This window comes from Mycobacterium sp. TY815 (assembly GCF_030755135.1).
Lineage (GTDB): Bacteria > Actinomycetota > Actinomycetes > Mycobacteriales > Mycobacteriaceae > Mycobacterium.
This window is the reverse complement of record NZ_JAUFRX010000003.1, coordinates 275,072-298,426: the sequence shown is the minus strand read 5'-3', so window position 1 is coordinate 298,426 and position 23,355 is coordinate 275,072. Positions and strand designations below refer to the sequence as shown.

The 23,355-nt window shown below is 66.1% G+C and carries 22 protein-coding genes and 2 pseudogenes; 15 read left to right on the top strand and 9 right to left on the bottom strand.

Annotated elements, in window-relative coordinates; all coding sequences use genetic code 11:
• The first annotated feature begins 15 nt into the window (after positions 1–15).
• The 4 genes and pseudogenes from QXK92_RS27120 (at position 16) to QXK92_RS27105 (ending at position 2,424) form a co-directional block, all read left to right on the top strand.
• Positions 16–1,074 carry a dihydrodipicolinate reductase gene (locus QXK92_RS27120; RefSeq protein ID WP_306246965.1) on the top strand — a complete coding sequence of 353 codons (1,059 nt, stop codon included), beginning with the start codon at positions 16–18 and terminating at the stop codon, positions 1,072–1,074.
• Positions 1,075–1,109: 35 nt separating this feature from the next.
• Positions 1,110–1,298, top strand: a complete 189-nt coding sequence (locus tag QXK92_RS27115) for a CsbD family protein (protein WP_306246963.1) — start codon at positions 1,110–1,112, stop codon at positions 1,296–1,298.
• A gap of 104 nt (positions 1,299–1,402) precedes the next feature.
• The gene (locus QXK92_RS27110; protein WP_306246961.1) at positions 1,403–1,576 is read left to right on the top strand and encodes a CsbD family protein; all 174 of its coding nucleotides are present in this window, start codon (positions 1,403–1,405) and stop codon (positions 1,574–1,576) included.
• A 150-nt stretch (positions 1,577–1,726) separates the two neighbouring features.
• Positions 1,727–2,424 (top strand): annotated as a pseudogene (locus QXK92_RS27105) (cutinase family protein).
• Here the strand turns inward: QXK92_RS27105 and QXK92_RS27100 are convergent.
• Complete coding sequence (locus tag QXK92_RS27100) at positions 2,425–2,568, bottom strand: hypothetical protein (protein ID WP_306246959.1); 144 nt, start codon at positions 2,566–2,568, stop codon at positions 2,425–2,427.
• Positions 2,569–2,580: 12 nt separating this feature from the next.
• Positions 2,581–2,967: a PPOX class F420-dependent oxidoreductase gene (locus QXK92_RS27095; protein WP_306246957.1), complete on the bottom strand. Its 387-nt coding sequence runs from the start codon at positions 2,965–2,967 to the stop codon at positions 2,581–2,583.
• Positions 2,968–3,119: 152 nt separating this feature from the next.
• On the opposite strand from QXK92_RS27095, the gene QXK92_RS27090 reads away from it, so the two are divergent.
• Positions 3,120–4,106, top strand: coding sequence for an SDR family NAD(P)-dependent oxidoreductase (locus QXK92_RS27090; protein WP_306246955.1), 987 nt, complete (start codon positions 3,120–3,122; stop codon positions 4,104–4,106).
• On the opposite strand, the gene QXK92_RS27085 is transcribed toward QXK92_RS27090, so the two are convergent.
• Together QXK92_RS27085 and QXK92_RS27080 are read right to left on the bottom strand one after the other, a co-directional pair.
• Entirely contained in the window at positions 4,103–4,876 is a 774-nt protein-coding gene (locus QXK92_RS27085; RefSeq protein WP_306246953.1) for an SMP-30/gluconolactonase/LRE family protein, read from the bottom strand. The two genes, QXK92_RS27090 and QXK92_RS27085, sit on opposite strands and share 4 nt — an antisense overlap.
• Complete coding sequence (locus QXK92_RS27080) at positions 4,873–8,028, bottom strand: adenylate/guanylate cyclase domain-containing protein (RefSeq protein ID WP_306246951.1); 3,156 nt, start codon at positions 8,026–8,028, stop codon at positions 4,873–4,875. The genes QXK92_RS27085 and QXK92_RS27080 overlap by 4 nt, the downstream gene beginning before the upstream one ends.
• Positions 8,029–8,497: 469 nt before the next feature.
• Between QXK92_RS27080 and QXK92_RS27075 the strand changes: the two genes are divergently transcribed.
• From QXK92_RS27075 to QXK92_RS27055, 5 genes and pseudogenes are all read left to right on the top strand, one after another.
• Positions 8,498–9,709, top strand: a complete 1,212-nt coding sequence (locus QXK92_RS27075; protein WP_306246949.1) for a cytochrome P450 — start codon at positions 8,498–8,500, stop codon at positions 9,707–9,709.
• A 33-nt stretch (positions 9,710–9,742) separates the two neighbouring features.
• Positions 9,743–10,093 (top strand): DoxX family protein, encoded by a 351-nt coding sequence (locus QXK92_RS27070; protein ID WP_306246948.1) that lies wholly within the window; start codon positions 9,743–9,745, stop codon positions 10,091–10,093.
• A 26-nt stretch (positions 10,094–10,119) separates the two neighbouring features.
• Entirely contained in the window at positions 10,120–11,106 is a 987-nt protein-coding gene (locus QXK92_RS27065; RefSeq protein WP_306246945.1) for an LLM class F420-dependent oxidoreductase, read from the top strand.
• 172 nt (positions 11,107–11,278) lie between these two features.
• On the top strand, positions 11,279–11,587 hold the full coding sequence (locus tag QXK92_RS27060) for a MoaD/ThiS family protein (protein WP_306246943.1): 309 nt from the start codon (positions 11,279–11,281) through the stop codon (positions 11,585–11,587).
• 220 nt (positions 11,588–11,807) lie between these two features.
• Positions 11,808–12,170, top strand: a pseudogene (locus QXK92_RS27055) (LLM class flavin-dependent oxidoreductase); the annotation flags it as partial.
• A 67-nt stretch (positions 12,171–12,237) separates the two neighbouring features.
• Here QXK92_RS27055 and QXK92_RS27050 read toward each other — a convergent pair.
• A complete protein-coding gene (locus QXK92_RS27050; RefSeq protein WP_306246941.1) occupies positions 12,238–13,068 on the bottom strand; it encodes an acyltransferase in 831 nt (276 codons plus the stop codon).
• Positions 13,069–13,207: 139 nt separating this feature from the next.
• On the opposite strand from QXK92_RS27050, the gene QXK92_RS27045 reads away from it, so the two are divergent.
• On the top strand, positions 13,208–14,620 hold the full coding sequence (locus QXK92_RS27045) for a wax ester/triacylglycerol synthase family O-acyltransferase (protein ID WP_306246939.1): 1,413 nt from the start codon (positions 13,208–13,210) through the stop codon (positions 14,618–14,620).
• On the opposite strand, the gene QXK92_RS34170 is transcribed toward QXK92_RS27045, so the two are convergent.
• The 4 genes from QXK92_RS34170 to ligD all read right to left on the bottom strand — a co-directional run bounded on the left by QXK92_RS34170 (position 14,593) and on the right by ligD (position 20,481).
• Positions 14,593–16,284 (bottom strand): PE domain-containing protein, encoded by a 1,692-nt coding sequence (locus tag QXK92_RS34170; protein WP_371934605.1) that lies wholly within the window; start codon positions 16,282–16,284, stop codon positions 14,593–14,595. The two genes, QXK92_RS27045 and QXK92_RS34170, sit on opposite strands and share 28 nt — an antisense overlap.
• Before the next feature lie 15 nt (positions 16,285–16,299).
• Complete coding sequence (locus QXK92_RS27030) at positions 16,300–18,249, bottom strand: beta-1,3-glucanase family protein (protein ID WP_306246937.1); 1,950 nt, start codon at positions 18,247–18,249, stop codon at positions 16,300–16,302.
• A gap of 358 nt (positions 18,250–18,607) precedes the next feature.
• Positions 18,608–19,390 carry an SDR family oxidoreductase gene (locus QXK92_RS27025; protein ID WP_306246935.1) on the bottom strand — a complete coding sequence of 261 codons (783 nt, stop codon included), beginning with the start codon at positions 19,388–19,390 and terminating at the stop codon, positions 18,608–18,610.
• Positions 19,391–19,455: 65 nt separating this feature from the next.
• The gene (gene ligD / locus QXK92_RS27020) at positions 19,456–20,481 is read right to left on the bottom strand and encodes a non-homologous end-joining DNA ligase (protein WP_306246933.1); all 1,026 of its coding nucleotides are present in this window, start codon (positions 20,479–20,481) and stop codon (positions 19,456–19,458) included.
• Between the two features lie 37 nt (positions 20,482–20,518).
• Here ligD and QXK92_RS27015 point away from each other — a divergent pair, with 37 nt between their 5' ends.
• The 4 genes from QXK92_RS27015 to QXK92_RS27000 are packed head-to-tail and all read left to right on the top strand — an operon-like array spanning position 20,519 to position 23,167.
• On the top strand, positions 20,519–21,589 hold the full coding sequence (locus tag QXK92_RS27015) for an ATP-dependent DNA ligase (RefSeq protein ID WP_306246932.1): 1,071 nt from the start codon (positions 20,519–20,521) through the stop codon (positions 21,587–21,589).
• Positions 21,590–21,626: 37 nt separating this feature from the next.
• Positions 21,627–22,220 (top strand): TetR/AcrR family transcriptional regulator, encoded by a 594-nt coding sequence (locus tag QXK92_RS27010; protein ID WP_306246930.1) that lies wholly within the window; start codon positions 21,627–21,629, stop codon positions 22,218–22,220.
• Between the two features lie 35 nt (positions 22,221–22,255).
• On the top strand, positions 22,256–22,711 hold the full coding sequence (locus tag QXK92_RS27005) for a hypothetical protein (protein WP_306246928.1): 456 nt from the start codon (positions 22,256–22,258) through the stop codon (positions 22,709–22,711).
• A 36-nt stretch (positions 22,712–22,747) separates the two neighbouring features.
• Positions 22,748–23,167, top strand: a complete 420-nt coding sequence (locus QXK92_RS27000; RefSeq protein ID WP_306246926.1) for a hypothetical protein — start codon at positions 22,748–22,750, stop codon at positions 23,165–23,167.
• Positions 23,168–23,355 lie beyond the last annotated feature (188 nt).

Here is a 23,355-nt window from a genome sequence, read left to right as displayed (position 1 = left end):
CTTTATGCTGAGCGAGTGCCCAACACATATCGCGTCGTGCAGTGGACGACAGGAAACGTCGGTAAGAGCTCGTTGCAGTCGATCGTCGCCAACCATCAATTCGACCTGGTCGGGTGCTACGCGTGGTCCCCGGACAAGGCCGGCCGTGATGCCGGTGAGCTGGCCGGGATCGATCCCACCGGCGTGGTCGCCACCAACGATGTCGAGGCGTTGCTGGCCCTGAAGCCGGACTGCGTGGTCTACAACCCGATGTGGATCGACGTTGACGAGCTGGTCCGCATCCTGTCCGCGGGGGTCAACGTGGTGACGACGGCGTCGTTCATCACCGGACACAACCTGGGTGAGGGACGCGACCGCATCCAGCGTGCCTGCCTGGAGGGCGGCTCGACGATGTTCGGCTCCGGTGTCAGCCCCGGCTTCGCCGAGTTGCTGGCCATCGTGTCGGCGATGGTGTGCAACCGCGTCGACAAGGTCACCGTCAACGAGGCCGCCGACACCACGTTCTACGACTCCCCCGACACCGAGAAGCCGGTCGGCTTCGGACAGCCGATCGGCCACCCCGACCTGGCGCAGATGGCCGAGAAGGGCACCGCGATCTTCGGCGAAGCGGTCCGGCTGGTTGCCGACGCGCTCGGCGTCGAACTCGACGGAATCCGCTGCGTGCCCGAATTCGCGCAGACCACAGCCGATCTCGAGATGGCATCCTGGACCATTGCGGCGGGATGCGTCGCGGGCGTCTACATCAGCTGGCAAGGCTTCGTCGGCGACCGCACCGTCATCGACCTCAATGTCCGGTGGCGCAAGGGCCAGACGCTCGAGCCGGACTGGAAGATCGACCAGGACGGCTGGGTGATTCAGATCGACGGGCAGCCCACGGTGACCACCCGGGTCGGCTTCCTGCCACCCCCGTACTTCCAGGCCACGACGCTCGCCGAGTTCATGGCCCTGGGTCACATCATGACGGCGATGCCCGCCATCAACGCCATCCCGGCCGTGGTCGCCGCGGCACCCGGCATCGTCACATACGCGGACCTTCCGCTGACCCTGCCGCGCGGGACCGTGCCGGCCGGCTGAGCATGAAGCCGCCGGTCAGCGGGTATCCCCTGCGCATGGCTACCAACAACCGATTGAGCAACACAGCGCAGTACTGGGGCGGCAGGGCCAAAGAGACGCTCGGCCGGCTCTCCGGCAACCGGCGCACCCGGTACGAAGGCAAGCTGGACCAGGCGAAGGCGAACGTGAAGGACGCCGGGCTCGATGTCCGGAACGCATTTCGGCGCCGGCGGGCACGGTACTGAGGGTTTCAGCACCCGCCGGGGTTTCAGCGCCCGCCGGGGTTTCAGCACCCGCCGCATTCGGGTACTTCCCACCAGTCAGCCGAAAAGCGAAGAAGGAGCCGGGCATGAGCGCCGAAGACAAGATTAAGAACAAGATCGAGGACCTGGGTGGTAAGGCGAAGGAGACCGTCGGTAAAGCTACGGGCGACCGCAGCACCGAGAACGAAGGACGCTTCGACCAGGCCAAGTCCAGCCTGAAGGACGCCGGCGAGAAGGTGAAGGACGCCTTCAAGAAGTAACAACTTCTGCGAAATGCGCTCAGCGGCATGAGATTTCAGGCACCTGGGCGCGACGCCGATAGCCACCCGAAGCTGTCCCGCGCGGTCCGGAACCGTCCGCGCGGGACAGCTTTGTGGTTGATACCCCGGTGTTTGGGCTACCCCCTAGCCATGATCAGTTCACAACGCCTGCTGGCCGGCGCCGGCGCGGTAGCGGTGCTCACCGTGTCCCAACTGGCCGGCGGCCCGGTTCCCGCGGCAAAGGCCGCCCCGTGTCCCGACGTCGAGGTTGTATTCGCCCGGGGCAGTGGCGAGCCCGCCGGAGTGGGCGGCGTCGGGCAGTCGTTCGTCGACTCGCTGCGCTCGGACATCGGACCGAAATCCCTTGGCGTCTATGCCGTCAACTATCCGGCCAGCACCGACTTCGGCAGCAGCGACTTCCCGCTGACGGTCATCGACGGCATTCGCGACGCGGGCTCGCACATTCAGTCGATGTCGTCGGCATGCCCCAACACCCGAGAGGTGCTGGGCGGTTACTCCCAAGGGGCGGCGGTGGCGGGCTACGTCACCTCGGCCGCCGTGCCACCGGGAGTGCCCGCCGCGGCCGTTCCCCAGCCGCTGGCACCGGACATCGCAAATCACGTTGCGGCGGTGGCTCTGTTCGGAACGCCCTCACCGCAGTTCCTGAGTCAGTACAACGCGCCGCAGATCGCAATTGGGCCGCTGTATCAGCCCAAGACGATCGAGCTGTGTGCCGACGGCGACACGATCTGCAACGGGGCGGCACCACACCCAACTTCGCCCACACCACCTATCCGGTCAACGGGATGACCGGCCAGGCAGCCGATTTCGCGGCGGGACGGCTATAACTAGTCCCGCTCCTCGTCGTCGTCGGGCTCCGGCGTCGGCAGCGGCGGCGACGTCTTGAGCCAATCGCGCAGCCGGAGCAGCCCGTTGATGACGATGGCGAGACCCAGCAGGACCAGCGCCACCACGATGATTGCGGTGGTCACCACACCATGGTGTCAGGCGGCGGGCTTGACCTCGAGTCCGACATGCACCTTGTCGATGCCGCCGCGCACGATCGAGTGCGGCAGGAACCACCAGGCGTGGTACCAGTACCGCCGCAGCACCGCGTTGTAGACCTGCCGCGTCTCCGACTTCGGCAGCACGCGTGCGATCCCCTCCACGTCCTCGCTCTTGGGCTTGCCCAGCGAACCGCTCTTGGCCAGCGTCACCCGCGGGGTGTTGCGGATTCGCTTGACCTTCCACGAGTCGTCGTCGGTGATGATCAGCAACCGGTCGCCATCCGGCACGCCCCAGATCGCGGTCGGCTTGGGCCGGCCATCCTTGGTGAAGGTGGTCAGCAGCAAGTACTTCGACTTGATGACATCTTGGAATCCGACGGCCACGTGTTCCTCCTGGTTCCTCGTGGCTCAAGAATGTGCCTCGAAATGTGCGGGGAAGATACCCGATGCGAGCGAGGCGGAAACCGCCGCGGATTGTGATGCGTCGCACCTACCCCACCGGTCGGGCAACCGGTCGGCGGTTGCAGAATGCCACCATGCACGTTTTGGTAACCGGAGGTACGGGTTTCGTCGGCGGCTGGACCGCCAAGGCCATCGCTGACGCGGGTCACGATGTCCGGTTCCTGGTGCGAAAGCCGGAACGTCTGCAGACGTCGGTGGCCGCGCTGGGTGTGGACACGTCGGACTTCGCGGTCGGCGACATCAAGGACCGCGACTCGGTTCGCGAGGCGCTGCAAGGCTGCGACGCCGTGGTGCACAGCGCCGCACTTGTCGCGACCGATCCGCGCCAGACCGCGCAGATGCTCGCCACCAACATGGAAGGCGCCCGCAACGTGCTGGGCCAGGCCGTCCAACTCGGACTCGACCCGATCGTGCATGTCTCGAGTTTCACTGCCCTGTTCCACCCGAATCTCGGGACGCTGACCGCCGACCTGCCCGTGGTGGGCGGGACGGACGGCTATGGCACATCCAAGGCGCAGGTGGAGATCTACGCCCGCGGCTTGCAGGACGCCGGGGCACCGGTCAACATCACCTACCCCGGAATGGTTCTGGGCCCGCCAGTCGGTGACCAGTTCGGCGAGGCCGGCGAGGGAGTCAAGGCCGCGTTGCAGATGCACGCGATCCCGGGACGCGGCGCGGCCTGGATGGTGGTCGATGTGCGCGATGTGGCCGCGTTGCACGCGGCGCTGCTCGAACCCGGACGTGGGCCCCGCCGCTACATGGCCGGCGGCCACCGGCTCGCGGTGGCCGATCTGGCCAAGACACTCGGCGAGGTCAGCGGCACCACGATGGTCTCGGTTCCGATCCCCGACACCGCGTTGCGGGCCGCCGGATCGATCTTCGATTTCGTGGGGCCCTATCTCCCCTTCGACAACCCGATCACCGCGGCGGGCATGCAGTACTACACGCAGATGCCCGAGTCCGACGACTCGCCGGCCGAGCGTGAACTCGGCGTCCACTTCCGCGATGCCCGCACCACGCTTGCGGATACGGTTGCTGCGCTTGATGATTCCGCAAGCTAGCCGAGTGGGATCGCGGCAACGGGGGTCGGTGAGCCCCGCACGCCGACGTCGATCCTGAGCAACGCGCCGATCGTGGTGACGTAGATCTCGGTGCCCGCGAACGCGAGCGAGGACACGAATCGGCCGGGCATGTCGACGATGTGGTCCAGACCTCCCGTTGCATCGAAACGCGCAATGCCGCAACCACTTCCGAGCGCCACCCACACGCCGCCCTCGACGTCGACCGCCAGCCCGTCGCATTCGCCGCGGGGCGCCTCCGCGAATACCGCCACACCCTGGGGGCCGATGCCACGCACCCGCGCGGCCGCGTATTCGCACACGTACAACCGGGTGCCGTCCGGCGCGTACCCGACACCATTGGGCCACAACAGATCTGATACGAGAATTGTGGCGGTGCCGTCAGGTGAGAGCTGCACCAGTTCGGTGGGCCCGGCCGTCTCACCCCGCTGATGACGCAGGACACCGACGACCACCGAGCCGTCCGGAGCCACGGTCAGATCGTTGAGACCGGTCGCACCGTCGGCCGCCCATACCGTTCGCGGACCCGCCGGACCGGTATATGCCAGATCCCGTCCGCTGACCAGCAGTCCGCCGTCGGCATGCACCGCGATCCCGCCGATACCGCGACGCTTCTCCAGCACCGTGGACACGCCGCCGTCCGACCACCGGTAGACCCCACCGGCCGTGGTGTTGGCGAACAGCACCGAACCGTCGGGCAGCGGCCGGGGCGCCTCCAGAAGGCCCTCCGATTCCCACAGGACCTCCGTCACGGCATCTGCTCCGCCCACACGATGTGGCCCTCGAAGCCCAGCGCGACCGCCATCTCCAGGTAGCGGTCCGCAAGGCGCGCGTATTCGTCGGAACGGCCCGTGCTGCGTGCCAGCAACGCCCGCATGCGGAGCAGCCAGATGTCGCGGACCGGAAGTTGCTGGTCGGGACGGTGCTCGGCCACCCGGTCGAGCGCCGCCGCGGCTTCGGCGACGTCGCCGGCGGCGCCGCGATCGAGCAATGTCTCGACCAGCACTGCCGTGGCGGGGATACCCCAGGTCAGCAGTTGCCCTTCCCGCACCAGGTGCTCCACCACCGCGCGCAACTCGGCGATCGCGTCGTCGCGCTCTCCCCGCCGGGCCCGGTCCCGGGCGGAGTACACGTTGACGATCGGCAGTTCCGACAGGTTGTGACTCTGCCGCTGGAACAGCTCGGTGACCTCGGTGAGCAGCAACTCGCCCCGCTCGTACTCGGTGGCCGTTTCCCGGTGCACCAGGGCTACCCCCAGCGTCATCCGCGCGAAGGCCAGCGCGAAATCGTCACCGGACCGTTCGGCGATGCGCAGCGCACCCTCGATTTCGCGTACCGCCCTCACGTCGGGCCTCAGCACGCCGGCTGGTATCGCCGGAAAGTAGCCGTAGGCAACGGCTCTGGCGTAGGACAACGGGTCGGCCCGGCGGGCCATGTCCAGTCCCTGTCGCAGGTCCGCGCGCCACCCGGCGCGACCGAGGCAGTAACACGCGATCGCCCGGGTCGTGTGGGCGATGGCCAAGGGCGATCCGACGATGAAGTTGCCCCGGGCCGGATCGCCGTCAGCCAGGTCGATGACCCGCTGTGACCATTGCAGTACCTGGGACCACTCGGCGCTCTCGCCCTTGGCGTAGATCGACGCGAACGACAACCCCACCGTCAGGGTCGGATCGTCGACCGCCTCGATCAGTGCCACGGCTTCGGACGCCAGCTGCGACGCCTCGCGGATACGCGCCTGATACGCCAGCCCGATCACCATCCCGGCCATGGCGATCGCCAGCGACGCCTTGTCGCCCGCCGCGCTGCACAACTCCCGCAGCTCCTCGAACCTGGCGCCGGCATCGGCATGGACCCGCCACGCGACGCCGCACAGCATGGTGCGCGGCGCAATGCGCAGCGCCATCCGGTGCGGCACATCGGCGGGCAACGCATCGGCGATCTTCTGCGCGCGCTCCCAGCTGAGCAGCGCCGATGCGATGTCGCGATTGGTCGCCCAGTTCGCCGCGCGCATGTGCCAGCCGTAGGCGGCGACTCCATCGCCGGCGGCTTCGAGGTGTTCGGCGATCAGCGCCGCATGCTGATCGACCGCATGGGGCTCCCGCGCCTCGATGGCCTCGGCCAGGCGCCGGTGCAGCCGGGCCCGGTCGGCCTTGAGCTGAGCTTCGTACGCCACGGTTCGAATGAGCGGATGCCGGAACGCGTAGGCCGCATTCGCGGTGAACCGCACCTGGTGCACCAACTCGGCGGCCAGGAGTTCGTCGACGCTCGGATCGATACCGAGGCTGACGAGCAGGTCTTGGGTGAACCGCGACCCGACGATGGCGGCGGCGCTGAGGGTGTGTTTGGCCGCGGGGCTCAACCGGTCGATGCGGGCTGCGATGGTGGCCTGCAGCGTGGGCGGCACGCGGATGTCGGCGACGTCGGCGTGGCAGATGTAGTCACCGCGCTCGCCGCCGAGCACGCCCCGTTCGGCGAGTTCGCGGGTGATCTCCTCGGCGAACAGCGGATTGCCGGCCGCGCGCGCGGCGATGACGTCGGCGATCGCCGCGACCGACGGGTCCCGGCCCAGCAGCTCGCAGACCAGTACCGAGGCTTCGGAATCGGTGAGCGGGGCCAGTGCGAAAGTTTGCGCGCCGGTGACGAGCTGGAGGGCTCCCTGATATTCCGGGCGGTAGGTGAAGAGCACGATCGAGGGGGTCTGGGTCACCACGGTCAGCAGATCCGCGAGCATCGACTCGCTGGCCTCGTCGATCCAGTGCACATCCTCGACCAGGAAGATGGCGGGATCTGTTCGTGCGAGCAGGTAGGCGTTGAACAACGCGGTGAGCCTGCGCCGCCGCGCGTCCGGGTCGATCTTGGGCAGCTTCACCTCGGGGTCGGCAACACCGAGCAGATCGCACAGCAGCCACACGTCCTGCGGATCGGCCTCGGGCATGCCCTCCTGAACTCGCAGGCGGGCCGCCTCGTCGGCCAGACCGCTGGTTCGGGTGACCGACCGCAGCAGGCGTTCCATCACCCGGAACGGGACGTCGGTGGCGTGCGATTCACAGAAACTGCTGAACACCTCCAGGCCGCGGGTGCGCGCCAGCTCGACGGTCTCGCGCACCAGCCGGGTCTTCCCTATTCCGGCGGGGCCGCTGATGCCGACGACCGACCCGCGCCCGGCCGCCGAACGATCCAGCATGGCCGCCAGCGCCGTCACTTCCCAGCCGCGCCCCACCAACGTCGACACCGGGACTTCGGTGCGTTCGTCATCGGTGGCAACGCTGAGCAACTGGCGGCCGACCAGGGCGTCCACCGCGCCTTTGACGTAGACCTGTTGCGGCTGCCCCAGCACCGTCACACCCTCGACCAGTCGCGCCGTCGATTCGCTGACCATAACCCCGCCCGGGGGAGCCACCGACTCCATCCGTTGCGCGATTCCCACCTGTTCCCCGATGGCGGTGTAACCCAAAGCGCCCGAACCGATCTCGCCGGCGATCACCTCGCCGGAGTTCAGGCCGATGCGCAACGAGAGGGCAACGTCACCGCCGAGTTCGGCGGCCAACCGCTGGGTGGCGTCCTGGATCCCGAGCGCGGTCAAACAGGCCCGCAGCGCATGATCCTCCAGCGCGACGGGGGCGCCGAACAGCGCCATGATGCCGTCCCCGGTGAACTTGTCCACCGTGCCGCCGTAGCGCTGCACCACCGCGGAGGTGCGAGTGACCAGCTGAGTCATGATCTCGCGCAACCGTTCCGGACCGACGGCCGCCGCGATGTCCATCGAATGCACCACGTCGGCGAACAGCACCGTCACCTGCTTGTACTCCGCCTGGGCGTCGGCCCGTGCGATCGGGGCGCCGCAGCCGTGGCAGAACCGGGCGTTTGCCGGCGGTTCGGTGCCGCACTTGCTACAAGCCGCCACGGCTTGTCAGGTTAATGCAATCTGCGCCGATGTTGGGGAACGACAACACACAGACGCGACCAACCGCAAGGATGCCTCGTTCTCAGGTCATTGAGGGCATCGGGTTCACCCGCGCCAGTGGACTCAACCCCAGCCGACCGCGCCAACGGGAATTCACGCGCCTACGCCAGTCAGTGCGGTGGACCGATGCCCGGACGCGAACTTTAGGTGATCTGTATGCGGCTGCAACGCAACAGATCCGATCTTCGTGGCGAGTAATCAAGTGCAGTGTGCATCTGATACCGAAGCGCAGAAATTTTGCCCTTGCCCACTCCGCGTGACACAGGATACGATCCCGAATCACGATCTACTGATGTATCGCAACTGAAACCGCATCGGATGCGAATACATATCCACACTATGGCATACGCGCCAAATGCGTTCGGCAGCAGTTGTTTTCGGTTTTCCACTCTAATGAAGGGATGCAATGGTGGCCGACACCGCCACGAACACGACTCAGCAGTACCCGTTCACGCGACCGGACGCTTTGTCGGCGCCGTGTGAGTTTGCCGATCTCCGGCGGCGCTGCCCGGTTGCCGACGTGCGCTTTCCGGGCGGTGACGCAGCGGTGGTCATCATGCGCTACGACGATGCCAAGCACTTGCTGGATGACCCTCGTATCAGCCGCAATATCTATCGTGCGGATGCCGCCCAGCTTTCCACCACCAGACGCAACGTTATGGAACTCGAGGAAGTCGCCAAATTGGTTGACCCGCCGGAACATACGCGCATCCGAAGATTGTTCATGATGGCGCTGCGCCGAGCCCGCATCGAGCTGCTGCGCCCTAGGATCGACGAGGTCGTCGACGAGCTGATCGATGAGCTGCTGGCCGGACCGATGCCCGCCGACGCTGTCGAGGCCCTCGCCCGCCCACTGCCCAGGCAGATCATTGGTGAGATGTTCGGTTTCCCGCGCGAGGATTGGGACCGCTGCCAGTTCTGGGCCGATCGCATGTTCAGCCTGTCTCGCCATACTGATAAGGAAATGGCCGAAGGCCAGCAAGAATTTGCAATGTACATCTGGGATTTGGTGGAGAAGCGACGCGCTGAACCGACGAACGACTTCTTCAGCGAGCTGGTCGCGGTGTCGGACGTCGACGATGGGCGCCTCAGCCACATCGAACTCATATTTCTCGCACAGACGCTGTTCGCCGCGGGAATCGATTCGACCTGGGTGATGCTGTCCCAGATGATCGGCCTCCTGCTTTACAAGAATTGCTACGGCAGGGTGGTGGCCGATCCGGGCCTTATTGAATCGACGGTCGAGGAGGTGCTGCGCTATCTGCCGCCGTCGAGCCTGGGAGCACTTCGGTACGCAACCGAGGACATCGAACTCGACGATACGGTGATCCCGAAAGGGACCACCATTGCGATCAGTACAACCTCGGCGAACCGCGACTCCCGATTCTTCGACAACTCCGACGACTTTCTTATCGACCGGCCGCACAACCGGCACATCACCTTCGGTTACGGCCCATTCCTGTGCCCCGGCGCGTGGTTGGCGCGCTACGAAATGCAGTCGTTGCTGAAAGGCCTGGTCACCCGGGTGCCGACACTACAACTGGCCGTCGACGTGCAAGAGCTGGAGGCCCGCACCGGGATGATGAACGACGGCCTGCTGTCGTTGCCGGTGAAGTGGTGATCTGGATTCACCCCGAGCAAGGAAGCCCTTTTGATGCCTACAGCAGCCACGACACTGACCGGAGCCATGGCGGTCTTTTTTCTTGTCGCGGGCACGTTGAAGATCGCCGGAATTGAGCCGGTGCGGGAGCGGGCCGCGGCCCTGAACCTGTCGTTCGAACAATATTGCCTGTTCGGTGTGGCCGAGGTGCCGACGGGAGTCGCGCTGATTATCGGGCTCGGCCTGCCGGCAGTGGCCCGGGCAGCCGCGCTCTTCTTGACCTTGCTGATGATGGTGCTGATCACCGTCCATGTGCGGGCCGGCAGCCCGCCCGGCCGACTCGCACCGCCAATCGCGTTATGGGTAGCCGCCACGGCGCTGACGCTGCTGCTGTTCGCGAGCTGACGATCTACCGAAGGGGTTGTGGCGTAATGCGTTTCGGTCTCTTCATCCCGCAGGGCTGGCGCATGGACCTGGTCGGGATCGAACCTGAACGACACTGGGCCATCATGCGCGACCTGGCCCGCTACGCTGACGGCGACAGCGCGTGGGATTCGCTGTGGGTCTTCGACCATTTCCACGCGGTGCTGCAGACCGCTGGTCAAGGCACCCACGAAGCGTGGTCGCTGATGTCTGCCTATGCCGCGATCACCGAGCGGATCAAGCTCGGCCAGATGTGCACCGCGATGGGCTACCGCAACCCCGTGTATCTGGCCAAGGTCGCCTCCACCGCAGACATCATCTCCGGTGGGCGGATCCAAATGGGCATCGGTGCCGGTTCATTCGAAGACGAGTGGCGCGCCTACGGTTACGGATTCCCCTCAGCGGGTGTGCGGCTGGCCCGGCTCGAAGAAGGCGTGCAGATACTGCTGAGCGCCTGGCGCGACGGCCATGTCACCTTCAACGGCGATCACTACCAGGCACAGGATGCGATCGTGGCGCCCAAACCATTGCAGCCCAACGGTATACCGCTGTGGATCTCCGGCGGCGGCGAAAAGGTGACGCTGCGCATTGCCGCCCGGTACGGGCACTACACGAACTTCACCGGGGAACCCGACGCGTTCGCCCGCAAGTCCCAGATCCTGGCAGAGCACTGCCATAACCTGGGCACCGACTTCGACGCCATCGTACGGTCGGTCGAGCTGACCGCCGTCCTGGGAACGTGCGACACCGATGTCCAATCGCGGCTGCAGCGGATGCGTGATCGATGGGCAGAGGGCCTGCCTGCAGCCCTTGCTGATTCGATGGTCGCAGGTGTGCCGGACACGGCGCTGGGTACACCCGCGCAGGTGATCGAGCGGATCTCCACACTTCGTGAGCTCGGCTGTGAATACGCCATCGTGTGCTTTCCGGAAGCCGCCTATGACAGATCAGGCATCGAACTGTTCGCCCGAGAAGTGATCCCCGCACTTAGCTGAATGGTCGAGGTCCGCGAAAGTGATGTGCACAATGCCTATATCGGGGCGATCCGAGTGTGCAGAAGTCCCTTGTGGCACTTCATCTTCGAATGCGACGATCCGATTGCGGCCGAACACGGCAAGTCTGGACATACCGGCGCGACATAGTCGCGGAGACACGAAAGGTGTTCGGATGGAACTTATCTCGGTAACAGTCCGCTACTCCGGATTGCTGCGCGAATGCTGTGGTGATACGCAGGAGGACAAAGTCGAGATCCCCGCGGGAACCACCATTGAAATGCTCGCCACCGGCCTGATCTACCTTCATCCGCGTATAGCCCCATTTCGCAAACGCGTCCAGGCATCGGTCAATGACACCGTCTTGCCCTGCTCGACGGCACTGGCCGATGGAGACATCATTACGCTGGCGCCACGCCTCGACGACAGCGCAGAAGAACACTGCGGCAACGTGATCGACCTTCCAGCCGCGGCGGACGCATAGAGCCCGACCTTCTTCCCGGGAGGATCATGTTCGATTGCGGAATTCTCACCGCGATGGGGTACCCCCTTGACCGTCCGGATGCGTTATCAGCGCCGATGCAATTCGACGAGAGAAGTGCGCAGCGGCATGGTCGATTGCGGTCTGATGTCACTGCCGCTGCGGTGGTGATTGTGTCGTTGCTTGTTGTCCTAGGTTTCCTACTGAGAGGGTCAGTTTCTCAATGCGTTTCGGCATATTCATCCCACAGGGCTTCCCGATGGATCTCGTCGGCATCGACCCTGCGCGACACTGGGGGGTGATGCGCGACATCGCGGTTCACGCGGACCGCGGCGCGGCCTGGGATTCGCTCTGGGTCTACGACCATTTCCACACGGTTCTCAAGTCCAACGACGAAGGCAGCCACGAGGCTTGGTCGTTGATGGCTGCCTACGCCGCAATTACCGAGCGGATCAAGCTGGGCCAGATGTGCACCGTCATGAGCTACCGCAACCCCGTATATCTCGCCAAGGTCGCCGCTACCGCCGACATCATCTCTGGCGGCCGCATCCAAGTGGGTGCCGGCGCTGGATGGGTTGAACACGAAGTGTCGTCGTTCCTGCTGTCGCTGCTGGTCACCTACGTGATGCCGCTCGCGGCGTACTTCTCGTTGTTCACTCGGGCCTGGCAGCTGGCGCTGGGTGCCCTGGTTGCCCTGACCGCCAACCAGGTGGAGCCGGCTCCCGGAGCGCGCCGCGATCACCATCGGCTGGATCGGTACCGCGATGGTCTTGGTGGCCTGCGTCTTCTACACCCCGGACATCCCGTACCCAGTACACGAACTTCACCGGTGAACTCAACGCGATCGTCGTGACCAGCACCAGATAGGGAGTCTTCGAGGGCGGCGCCGGCGGCGCGTCGGCGGATTTCTTGCGTCGGCGCAACCGCCGGATCAGCCACGCCGTACCGACGATCATGGGTGGCCAGAGCAGATAGAACTGTTCCTCCACGCCCAGGGTCCAGTAATGCTGGAACGGCGAGGGCGCGCCACCGGCGAAATAGTCGACCTGTTGGACGATGAACCAGAAGTTGGGGACGTACAGCGCGCAGGCGATGGCGTCCTTCAAAGCGCTCTGGGCCTGCACCACGGGCAGCAGGAAGGCCGCGGCGATGGCGGTGATGACGCCGATCGTCGCCGACACCGGCAGCAGTCGCCGCGACCGTGCCCCGTAGAACTTCTTCAGCCCGACGGTGCCGGTGGTGCTTACCTGTTTCCACAACTGCCCGGTGATCACGAAGCCGGAGATCTCGAAGAAGATGTCCGGGCCGACGAAGCCGCCGCTGACACCGGGCATGGAGATGTGCCAGCCGACGATGGCCAGCAACGTGAAACCGCGCAAGCCCTCGATGTCGTCGCGGAATCCGCTCTGCGGTGTGTGCTTCGCCTGCGCGTCCGGCGACGGCAGCAAGCTACGAGCGGAGCTGACGTTCTCGGACTGGCGCACGAGTCTCCACTGTATATAAGTGGGCGCGAATACAAGCCTGAACGGCGGCAAGTGACCAAAGGGTGCCCGAACAGGGCCCTAATGCCCTCGCGGCGATCACGCGCTGAGCGGACCATCTCCCCTGGACAGGAGATGCGTGATGACCAAACCGATTCCGCCGCTCGACCTTTCATGGCTGCTGATCGAGTCACCGGGCAGCACCACCCACGTCGGTGCGATGCTGCTGTTCCAGAAGCCGCCCGGCCGCGAGTCGCTGGTGCGCGAGATTGTGGATTCCTACCGGGCCTGCTCGCCGGCACCGCCGTTCAATTACGTGCCGGAGCTACTGAACCGCGGCGGGCCCCACTTCCGCGAGGTGGACACGTGGGACCCGCACTATCACGTCGAGCACCTCGCGTTGCCCGACGGATCCAGCTATGACGACCTGCTGCGATTGGTCGCCGACCTGCACGAGGCGCAACTCGATCGCAGCCGGCCGCTGTTCCGCTGCTGGATCATCGACGGCCTGCCGGACCGGATGTTCGCGATCTACACCAAGACGCATCACTGCATCATCGACGGCGAGTCGGGCCTGAAGCGGTTGTACGACGGTCTCAACCTCTCCGACGAGCCGACCATCCCCAAACCCGCGTTTGCGCTCGACGCGCCCGCGCCGACGCCGCACCCGCCGACACCGCTGATCGGGCGTATCACCGACTCGATCCGCGGCGCCATCACCCAGGTGGGTGCGCTCAATCAGGTTTCGGTCACCGCGCTGCGCAAGGTGTTCGCCGGTCTGTTCACATCCCACCTCGAGGGCAGCCTGCCGTTCGCGGCCCACCACGCGCCCACCAACGAACCGCTCAAGATCGGGCGCAGCTTCGCCACGCTGACGCTGCCGCTGGACGAGATGCACGACGTCGGCCGCCATTTCGGAGCCACCCTCAACGACGTCGCCGCCAGCATCGTCGACGCGGGACTGCACGCGTATCTGCGCGAGACGGGGCGCGCCTTCGGACACCCGTTCATCGCGATGTGCCCGGTCTCGCTGCGCGACGGCGACGACGCGACGATCGGCACCCGGGTCTCGGCGCTGTTCGTGCGGCTCGGCGAGCCGGCCGCCGAGATGACCGAGCGGATTCATCAGGTGACGGAGTCGGTGGCCGCCGCCAAGAGGGAGCTGGCCGCCATGTCCAAAGAAGCGGCGATGACCTACGCCGTGGGACTGGTCGCGCTGGCGGGCCTGGGCTCCTCCACCCATCTGGACCGGGTCACGCATCCCGCCTGCAACCTGGTGATCTCGAACGTGGCAGGCGCGAAGGACGTCCGCTACCTCAACGGCGCGCGCCTGCTCGGCATCTACCCGGTCTCCGCGCTGGCCGCGTCGATCGGGCTCAACGCCACGCTGGCGTCCTACCACGACAGCATGGATTTCGGCTTCGTCGGCAACGCCGCGGCGATCGACGACATGTCCAGGCTGGCCCACTACACGCAGCAGGCCTACGAAGAGCTCAAGAAGGCGCTGATGACGAGCCCTCGGCAGGATCAGCCTTTGGTGGACACCGAGACGTAGTCGACGAGCATGGGCTGGCCGGAAACCGTTGCGCCGGTAGGACCTCCGCCGAACGCGTTCGGGAAGGACCCGCCCATCGCCACGTCCAATATGAGGAAGAACCCGTGGTGGGTGGCGTTGTTCCAGTCGGTTGCGGAGACCTGGTTGGAGTTGATGGTGAAGTAGTTGTTGCCGTCCAGGTAGTAGCGCAGCTGCTCGACGCTCGTGCTGCGATCCAATTCGACGGCGTAGGTGTGGTAACTCGTTCCCGCGTTCGGGACGGGGTGTTCGCCGGAGCTGATTCCGGTGGGCTCGTTGAACGGCGGCCCGCCTCCCCAAACATTGCCGTGCAGCGTCGACCACACCGAGCCGCGGCCGTTGATGGACTCCATGATGTCCAGTTCGCCGATCCATGGCCAGTTCGTGGCACCGACGGGCCGCGCCGCCTCGCCGAGCGCCCAGAACGCCGGCCAGTAGCCCTGACCGTTCGTGGTGTTGACGTTGGGCTGCTGAATCGACGCCTCGATGCGCATCACCCCGCCCGGCGGCGCCGCGAAGTCGGTGCGCACCGTCTCGATCCGGCCCGACGTCCAATGGCCGGCGGGGTCCCTGACCGGGCTGATCGCGAGGTGGCCGTTGCCGTCGAGATAGACGTTCTGGGTGCTGTCAGTCATCGTCTCGATCTCCCAGGTGCCCCACTGGGGTGCTGAGTTGCCGAATCCATACTGCGTGCCGAGGTCGTAAATCCAATTCGACCGGTTGACGGTCGAACCCGCGGCGCCGGTGAAATCGTCGCGGAAAATTTCCGTGAAGCCGTCGATACCGCCACCACCGCCCGTGCCGCCACCGCCGCCCGTGCCGCCACCGGTGGCACCAGTGTTGCCGCTGACGCCCGCCTGACCGGCCCTGCCGAGCAGGCCGGCCGCGCCACCCGCACCCCCGACGCCGCCGGTGCCACCCGTACCGCCGGCACCGACCGCACCTGAACCGTCTGCTGGGCCACCCAGCCCGCCGGTGCCGCCGACCCCGCCGGCGCCGCCCGTCCCACCGTTGCCGAACAGCAACCCACCGTGACCGCCGACCCCACCCGCCCCGCCGGTGCCGCCGATACCGCCGCCCTGACCCGCGAGGCCGGTGGGGCCGATCAGCCCAGCTCCCCCCGCCCCACCCGTCCCGCCAGTGCCGAACAATCCCGCCGCGCCGCCAGCGCCCCCGGTTTGTCCCGGCGCCCCGGACCCGCCGTCACCACCGTTGCCCCACAGGATCCCGCCCGGCCCGCCGGCCTGCCCGGTCCCCGCGGCTCCGTTGCTGCCCTTACCGATCAACGGGCGTCCTAACAACGCGTTGAAAGGCGCATTGATCACGCCCATCACGTCCTGCTCGAGGGTCTGCAACAACGAGCCATTGCCGGCCTCCGCGACCGCATAAGCCCTCGCCCCCGCACCCAGAGCCTGCACAAGCTGCCGGTGGTATCTCACGACCTGCGCACTGATTGCCTGATAGGCCTGCCCGTACTCGCCCCAGGCCGCGGCAACCGCCGCCGACACCTCATCCGCCCCGGCGGCCAGCAATTGCGTCGTCGGAAGCGCCGCCGCGACGTTCGTGGACTTCAGCGCCGAGCCAATGCCCGCCAAATCCGTTGCGGCCGAGACTAATTCCTCGGGAACGGCCAGAACGTACACCATCAGAAAGGTTCCTCTCTAGGGAAGGTCGAACGACAGCCGGGTCGGCGGCAGCGAGTTGCCAAGGATCAGCACTGAACTCTGGGAGTTCACGTCGTCGAAGGGGAAGCCGTAGGCGAAGCCGTCAATGCTGTTGGCGTGGAAGAACTCTGACCAGTTGTTCCATCGCCCGCCCGTCGGATAGTAGGCATCGACATTGGCCCATTGGTCCGGAGAATTCGCCACACCGCGGTTGAACGCGGCGTTGAGTTCTGCGAGGAACGCCCCCTGTTGGCCGACGCCGACGAACGGGCCATTGGCGGCAAAGGTCTGCGCCGTCGTCGGCATGACCATCGTGTAGCTCGTGGCGCTGCCCCCGTCGGGGGTCAGGTTGTAGACAAACAGGTTTCCGGCGTCGACGTTGCCGGTCACCGTGTAGCCGGGGCCGTCGTACAGGAATGGATGGGTTTGATACGTCGACCAGAAGTTGTTGATGGCAGGGTCGAGCCAGGAGGCCAAGGCGCCGGGCTGAGCGGTGCGCGGGGCGAGAATACGCAGCGGGTCGCCCGTGCCGTCGTTGATGATCAGTGACTGGAACTCGGCCGGGAGGGTGCTCGTGTACTGCTGGAACAGCTGAGCCCGTGACAGCGTGATGCCACGGGTGTCCGAGAACCCGGTGGAATCCTGCGTCAGCGTGAACGAGAACGGCAACCCGAACTGGTCCACCTGGGTTGTGTTGCCGCCAAAGGGAATTGCGCCATATTTGTACGTCAGCTCATACCAGTCGTAAACCGTGTTGTAATTGGGATCGGCAGGATTCGCGGGGTCAAGGCCCGCCCAGCCCATGTTGTCGGGGCTGATACCGATGTACAGCGGCTGCTTCATCGACAGAAATATCCGGCCGCCCTGAAACTCGGACGGAATCGAGAAGTTGCCCGTCTGGTCGAGAGTGAACGACATATTGGCGTAATTCACCCCGTTGTGCGTGAGGTGGTCGGGGGCGTTGGCGGCGTTGTGGTCGATCGCGTGGGCCACGCCGTTCTGGTCGATCCATGACCACTGGCCGGGTGACGTCTGCCCGAGTGCGGTGAGGTAGATCTGGCTATTGGGCAGACCGGTGTTGTTGACGAAAGGCCCGACCGCGAATCCGGTGGAGCCGCCGGTAGCGCCGTCAGCCCCGGTTGCACCGACGACGCCCGCCTGACCGGCGCTGCCAAACAATCCGGGCGCGCCACCCCCGCCCCCTAGCCCGCCGGTTCCGCCCTTCCCACCGGCACCGAACACGCCTGAACTAGTGGGCGGACCCCCGACGCCACCGGTCCCCCCACTGCCACCGGCACCACCATGGCCGCCGTTTCCGAACAGCAGCCCGCCCTGGCCGCCGATCCCGCCGGTTCCACCCGTACCGCCGAGACCGCCCGTCTGACCCACCGCACCGGTCTTGCCGACCAGTCCGACTCCGCCGGCCCCACCTGTTCCGCCAGCACCGAACAATCCCGCCGATCCGCCGGCACCGCCGTTTTGCCCCGCCGCCCCGGACCCGCCATCACCCCCGTTACCCCACAAGATCCCGCCCGGCCCTCCGGCCTGGCCGGTCCCCGGGGTTCCATTTCTGCCGTTGCCGATCAGCGGGCGCCCCAACAACGCGTTGAAGGGCGCATTGATCGCACTCAGGACGCCCTGCTCGAGGGACTGCAACGACGCGACATTGGCCGCCTCGGCGGTCGCGTAAGCGCCCGCCCCCGCGTTGAGGGCCTGCACAAACCGCTGCTGGAACGAAGCGACTTGCGCGCTGATCGACTGATAGGCCTGCCCGTGCTCACCTAGCAGCGCCGCAATGGCCGCCGACACCTCATCCGCGCCTGCGGCCAGCAACGTCGTGGTCGAACCCGCCGCCGCCGCGTTGGCGTTGGTGACCGACGAACCGATAAGCACCACGTCCGAAGCCGCCGCCAGAACCGTCTCCGGCATCACGCTGACAAACGTCATTCCGCACCTCCGAGCAACCATGCCGCAAAATCTTCGAACGAGGATGGCCGGTGCTTTCCTGCAGGTCAACAGGTTCCAGAGAATTGCGACGAATACCTGACGTAGCGTCCTGGGTGACGTCTCACATATATGCTTTGAACTGCGGTTATTAACCGCCAGGACGGCGTTTTTGTCTTACCTTGAGATGAAATTTCTGACGGTCCGGCGCATGCGTTGAAAACGGCCGAGAGCACTTATCTGCGTGCCGCCAGCTAATTACCGATTTGCGACTGCCGATGTCATGAGGGTCGGGTTTCAGGGAGCTTGTGCACCGGAGCCGCTTCGCGGGTGCGGATGCTCAGGGCTTGACGACGTCCGCTCACAGCGTTGGAACGAACCCGCCGTCGATGCGGTAATCGGACCCGTTGATGTTGCCGGCACGGTCGCTGGCGAGAAAGAGCACGAGGTCGGCCACCTGTTCCCGGGTGGTGAAGCGGCCCGTCGGGGTGTCTTCCATAATGTTGGCCAGCACGTCGTCTGCGGGTTCGCCGTTGGCGGCGGCCAATCCGTCGGCCAGGCCCCCCTCGATCCACTTCTCGGTCATCACCAGTCCCGGGCTGATCGAATTGACCCTAATATTCAACGGCCCCAACTCATTTGACAACGCCTTGGCGAGATTGGTGACGGCGGCCTTGGTGGCGCAATAGTCGTAGGTCACCGCGCCGGGGTAATAGGCGTTGATCGACCCGATGATCACAATGGAACCGCCACCGCGACGTTGGATCTCCGGCACTGCGGCGCGGGTGGGCCGCACGATGCCCATCATGTTCAGCTCCCAGGACGCCCGCCACTCGTCGTCGGTGATGCCGACGAAACCCGCCGGGCGGGGAGTGGCGCCGCCGACGTTGTTGACCAGGATGTCGACCCCGCCGCGACGGGCGGCGGCGGCGATCAACTCCTCGCCGCCCCGGGGGCGGGCCAGGTCGACCGATACGTACGTCACGTGACCGGCCTCTTCCAGGGCGAGCAGGTCCTTACCGGGGGTCCGCGACCCGGCCACCACGTGTGCGCCCGCGTCCACGAATGCCTTGGTGACTGCCAGGCCGATCCCCCGGCTGGCGCCCGTAACGACGGCGATCTTGTCCGTCAGATGAAGGTCCATGTCACCTGCTTCGGATAGCCCCGCGTCACAGAATATGTGCGATCGGGCATACCCGGGTGGGTTCTTCACTTCTTGCGATCGGTGTCCCGCGACGGCTGAACGCGCTTCGGTTCGCCCGGCATCTTCGGGTAGTTCGGCGGGTACGGCATGTCGCCCAGGCCGCGCTCCTCGTCGGCGTCCACCATGTCCAGCAGCGCGGCGATGGACTGGGCGTCATCGTCCATCCCGGCCCACGGATCGTCGCGGCGCGCGACGATGTCGGGGACGGTTGCCATCGTGTAGTCGTCCGGGTCGGCGCCTGCCAGCTCGTCCCAAGACAGCGGCATCGACACGGTCGCGACCGGGGTGCGCCGCACCGAATACGGCGAGGCCATGGTGCGGTCCCGCGCGTTCTGGTTGAAGTCGATGAAAATGCGCTCGCCCCGTTCTTCCTTCCACCACGACGTGGTCACCTGCTCCGGGGCACGGCGCTCGACCTCGCGGGCCAGCGCGATGCCCGCCCGGCGTACCGCGATGAAATCCCACTCGGTGGCGATCCGCAGAAACACATGTACGCCGCGTCCCCCGGAGGTCTTCGCGTAACCCGCCAACCCGAGTTCGTCGAGCAGCGGCCGCAACACGTCCACCGCGACCGTCCGGGCCTGCTCGAACCCGGTGCCCGGCTGTGGGTCCAGATCGATCCGCAACTCGTCGGGATGTTCGGTATCCGGGCACCGCACCTGCCAGGGATGCAGGGTGACGGTGCCCATCTGTGCCGCCCACACGATCGCGGCGGGGTGGGTGACCCTCAGTGCGTCCGCGGTCCGGCCGGACGGGAAGGTGACCCGGCACGTCTCCAGGTAGGCGGGATGGTGCTGCGGCACCCGCTTCTGGTAAATCTCCTCGCCGTCGATCCCGTCGGGGAACCGCTGCAGATGGGTGGGACGGTCGCGCAGCGGCGCAAGCATCGGGCCCTGGGACACCGACACGTAGTAGTCGATCAACCGGCCCTTGGTGCCGTTCGAGCCGAGCTTGGGGAAATAGACCTTGTCGCGATTGGTCACCCGCACGGCGATACCGTCGACGTCGAGTTCTTCTGCTGCAGCGGCCATATCCACAGTCCAGCATGCCGCAGGCCAGAATGAAGCAATGGACTTACCCGTCATGCCACCGGTTTCGCCGATGCTGGCCAAGTCAGTCAAGACGATCCCGCCGGATGCGTCCTATGAGCCCAAGTGGGATGGCTTCCGCTCCATCTGCTTTCGCGACGGTGACGACGTGGAGCTGGGCAGCCGCAACGAGCGGCCGATGACGCGCTACTTTCCCGAGTTGGTCGCGGCGGTCCGGGCCGAGCTGCCGCAACGCTGCGTGCTCGACGGCGAGATCGTGATCGCCACCAACCGGGGGCTGGATTTCGAGGCGCTGCAACAACGTATCCATCCCGCCGATTCGCGGGTGCGGATGCTCGCCCATCAGACACCGGCCTCCTTCATCGCGTTCGACCTGCTGGCGCTGGGCGACGACGACTACACCAAGCGCCCATTCGACGAACGGCGCGCCGCGCTGGTCGACGCGCTGGACGGCTCCGGGCCGTCGATCCACGTCACCCCCGCCACCACCGACCGGGCCGTCGCGCAGCGCTGGTTCGAGGAGTTCGAAGGCGCCGGCCTGGACGGCGTGATCGCCAAGCCGCTGACCGTCACCTATCAGCCGGACAAGCGGGTCATGTTCAAGATCAAGCACGAACGCACCGCGGACTGTGTGGTCGCCGGGTACCGGGTGCACAAGTCCGGCGACGATGCGATCGGCTCGCTGCTGCTCGGGTTGTACCAGGACGACGGGCAACTGGCCTCGGTCGGCGTGATCGGGGCCTTCCCGATGGCCGAGCGCCGGCGGTTGTTCACCGAGTTGCAGTCCCTGGTCACCGCCTTCGACGAGCATCCCTGGAACTGGGCTGCGCACGAGGCCGGCGAACGCACGCCCCGCAAGAACGAAGGGTCGCGGTGGAACGCGGGCAAGGATCTGTCGTTCGTGCCGCTGCGACCCGAGCGGGTGGTCGAGGTGCGCTACGACCATATGGAAGGCGCGCGGTTCCGCCACACCGCCCAGTTCAACCGGTGGCGTCCGGACCGTGACCCGTGCTCCTGCACCTACGAGCAGCTGGAACAGCCGCTGACGTTCAGCCTGGGCGACATCGTTCCCGGCCTCGGCGCAAAGTAGTACTCCAGCACGGTGTTCGAGTCGTACGGTAGAGCACATGCGGCCGTCGCAAAGACCGGACGTATCTCCGGTTGCCATACCCGCGGAGCTCCGCGCGCGGGTGATGCCGGCAGTGCTCGACGAGCTGGCACGTTGGGGTGTCGAACGATTCAGCGTGGAAGCGATGGCGGAGCGGCATCGGCTGGATGTTGCGACGATCTATCACTACTGGGGGAACCGTCAGCAACTGATCGTCGATGCCGCGGTCCGCGATGCCGAAGTCTTCCGTTCGACGTTGGACACCGGGTCACTGCGCGGTGACCTGCTTGCCCTCGCCCGCACGCTCGCCGCGGATGTCAACACCCCTATCGGCCGCACCTTCCATCGAGTGATGGTGATGGACAGCCGGGGCGGCCACCACGACGGCGAAACTCGAATGATGTTCTGGCAGAAGCGTTTCAGTGTCCTTCGATCCGTTATCGATCGGGCCCGGGAGCGTGGCGAGCTGCGCGACGGCGTGCACACCGTGGCGGCGATCCAGATCGTGACGGCACCCATCTACGTACGCAGCCTCTATATGGAGGATCCCGTCGACGACGGTTACTGCGTGGCCATCGCCGACCTGGCGTGGCATGCGCTGCGCCGGGAATAACCGTTCTGGGCACCCGCGGCCCTTAAGATGACGAAATGCTGCACGTCTCTGCGCTGTTCGTTCCGCGCACCGCCGCGTTCGACGAACAGGGCGCCATCAATGCCACGTCGATACCCATGGCGTGGTTCCAGGTCGATCAAATGCCTTTGTGGGCAACGGTCCCGGTCGTCCTGGTGGTTCACGCCCCGGCGGGCGGCGACTACGACCCGGAGATCCACGTCGTCTGCAAGGACCCGGCCGGAACTCCCCGAGGATCGCTGCGGGCGGCGTGGCACTGGCCGGACGACGGCAATCGCGCCTCCAAATACCGCTGCTTCACGCAGGAACTCTCCTTCCCGGTGGAGACTGAGGGCGAGTACACCCTCGGCGTCTACTACGACGCCGAGGGCAAATTCGAGCTGTCCACACCGGTCCCGATGTCGATCCTGTTGGCCGAGACGGGGCAGACGGGCGAACCGAGCGCCGAAAATTTCGGCGAGCCTGCCGAATAGGCTGGCGCGCGGGCGGATCGCCCTTAAGATGTCGTGATGCATGTAGCCGCTTTGCTCGTGGCGGGCTCCGCCAACATCGATGATTCCGCGATCGACGCAACCCGGGTGCCGATCACCAGCTATGAGGTCAACCAGACCCCGGTGTGGCTGACCGTCCCGCTGGTGCTCGTCGTTCACGCGCCGTCCGGTGGGGATTTCGATCCGGAGTTGTTCATCGTCTGCAAAGACCCGGCCGGGACCATCCGGGGCACGGTCCGCTCGGCCTGGCAATGGCCGGACGAGGACAAGCCTTCCAAGTACCGGTGTTTCACGCCGCAGCTGTCGTTCGCGATTGAGACCACGGGTGAATACACGATCGGCGTCTACGACGACGCCGAGGCGCTGCGGCCGATCGCCACCCCGATACCGCTGATGATCAACATGGCCGGGGGACGTCCGGGACGCAACGGCAGCTGAGCCGCGATCGTCACCCCCGCGGGGTGACGATCGGCTGCTGCCGCGGTTCGCCCGCTGACCGCGCGTGCGGCAAGCGGGCGGCCGCTGTGGCTTCCAGACCGGCCGGCGACGCACACCCGGGCAGCGCAGTACACACGAAGCGCCCGAACCCCAAGTGCCGCAATGCCTCCCGGCCGCATCGCCTACCG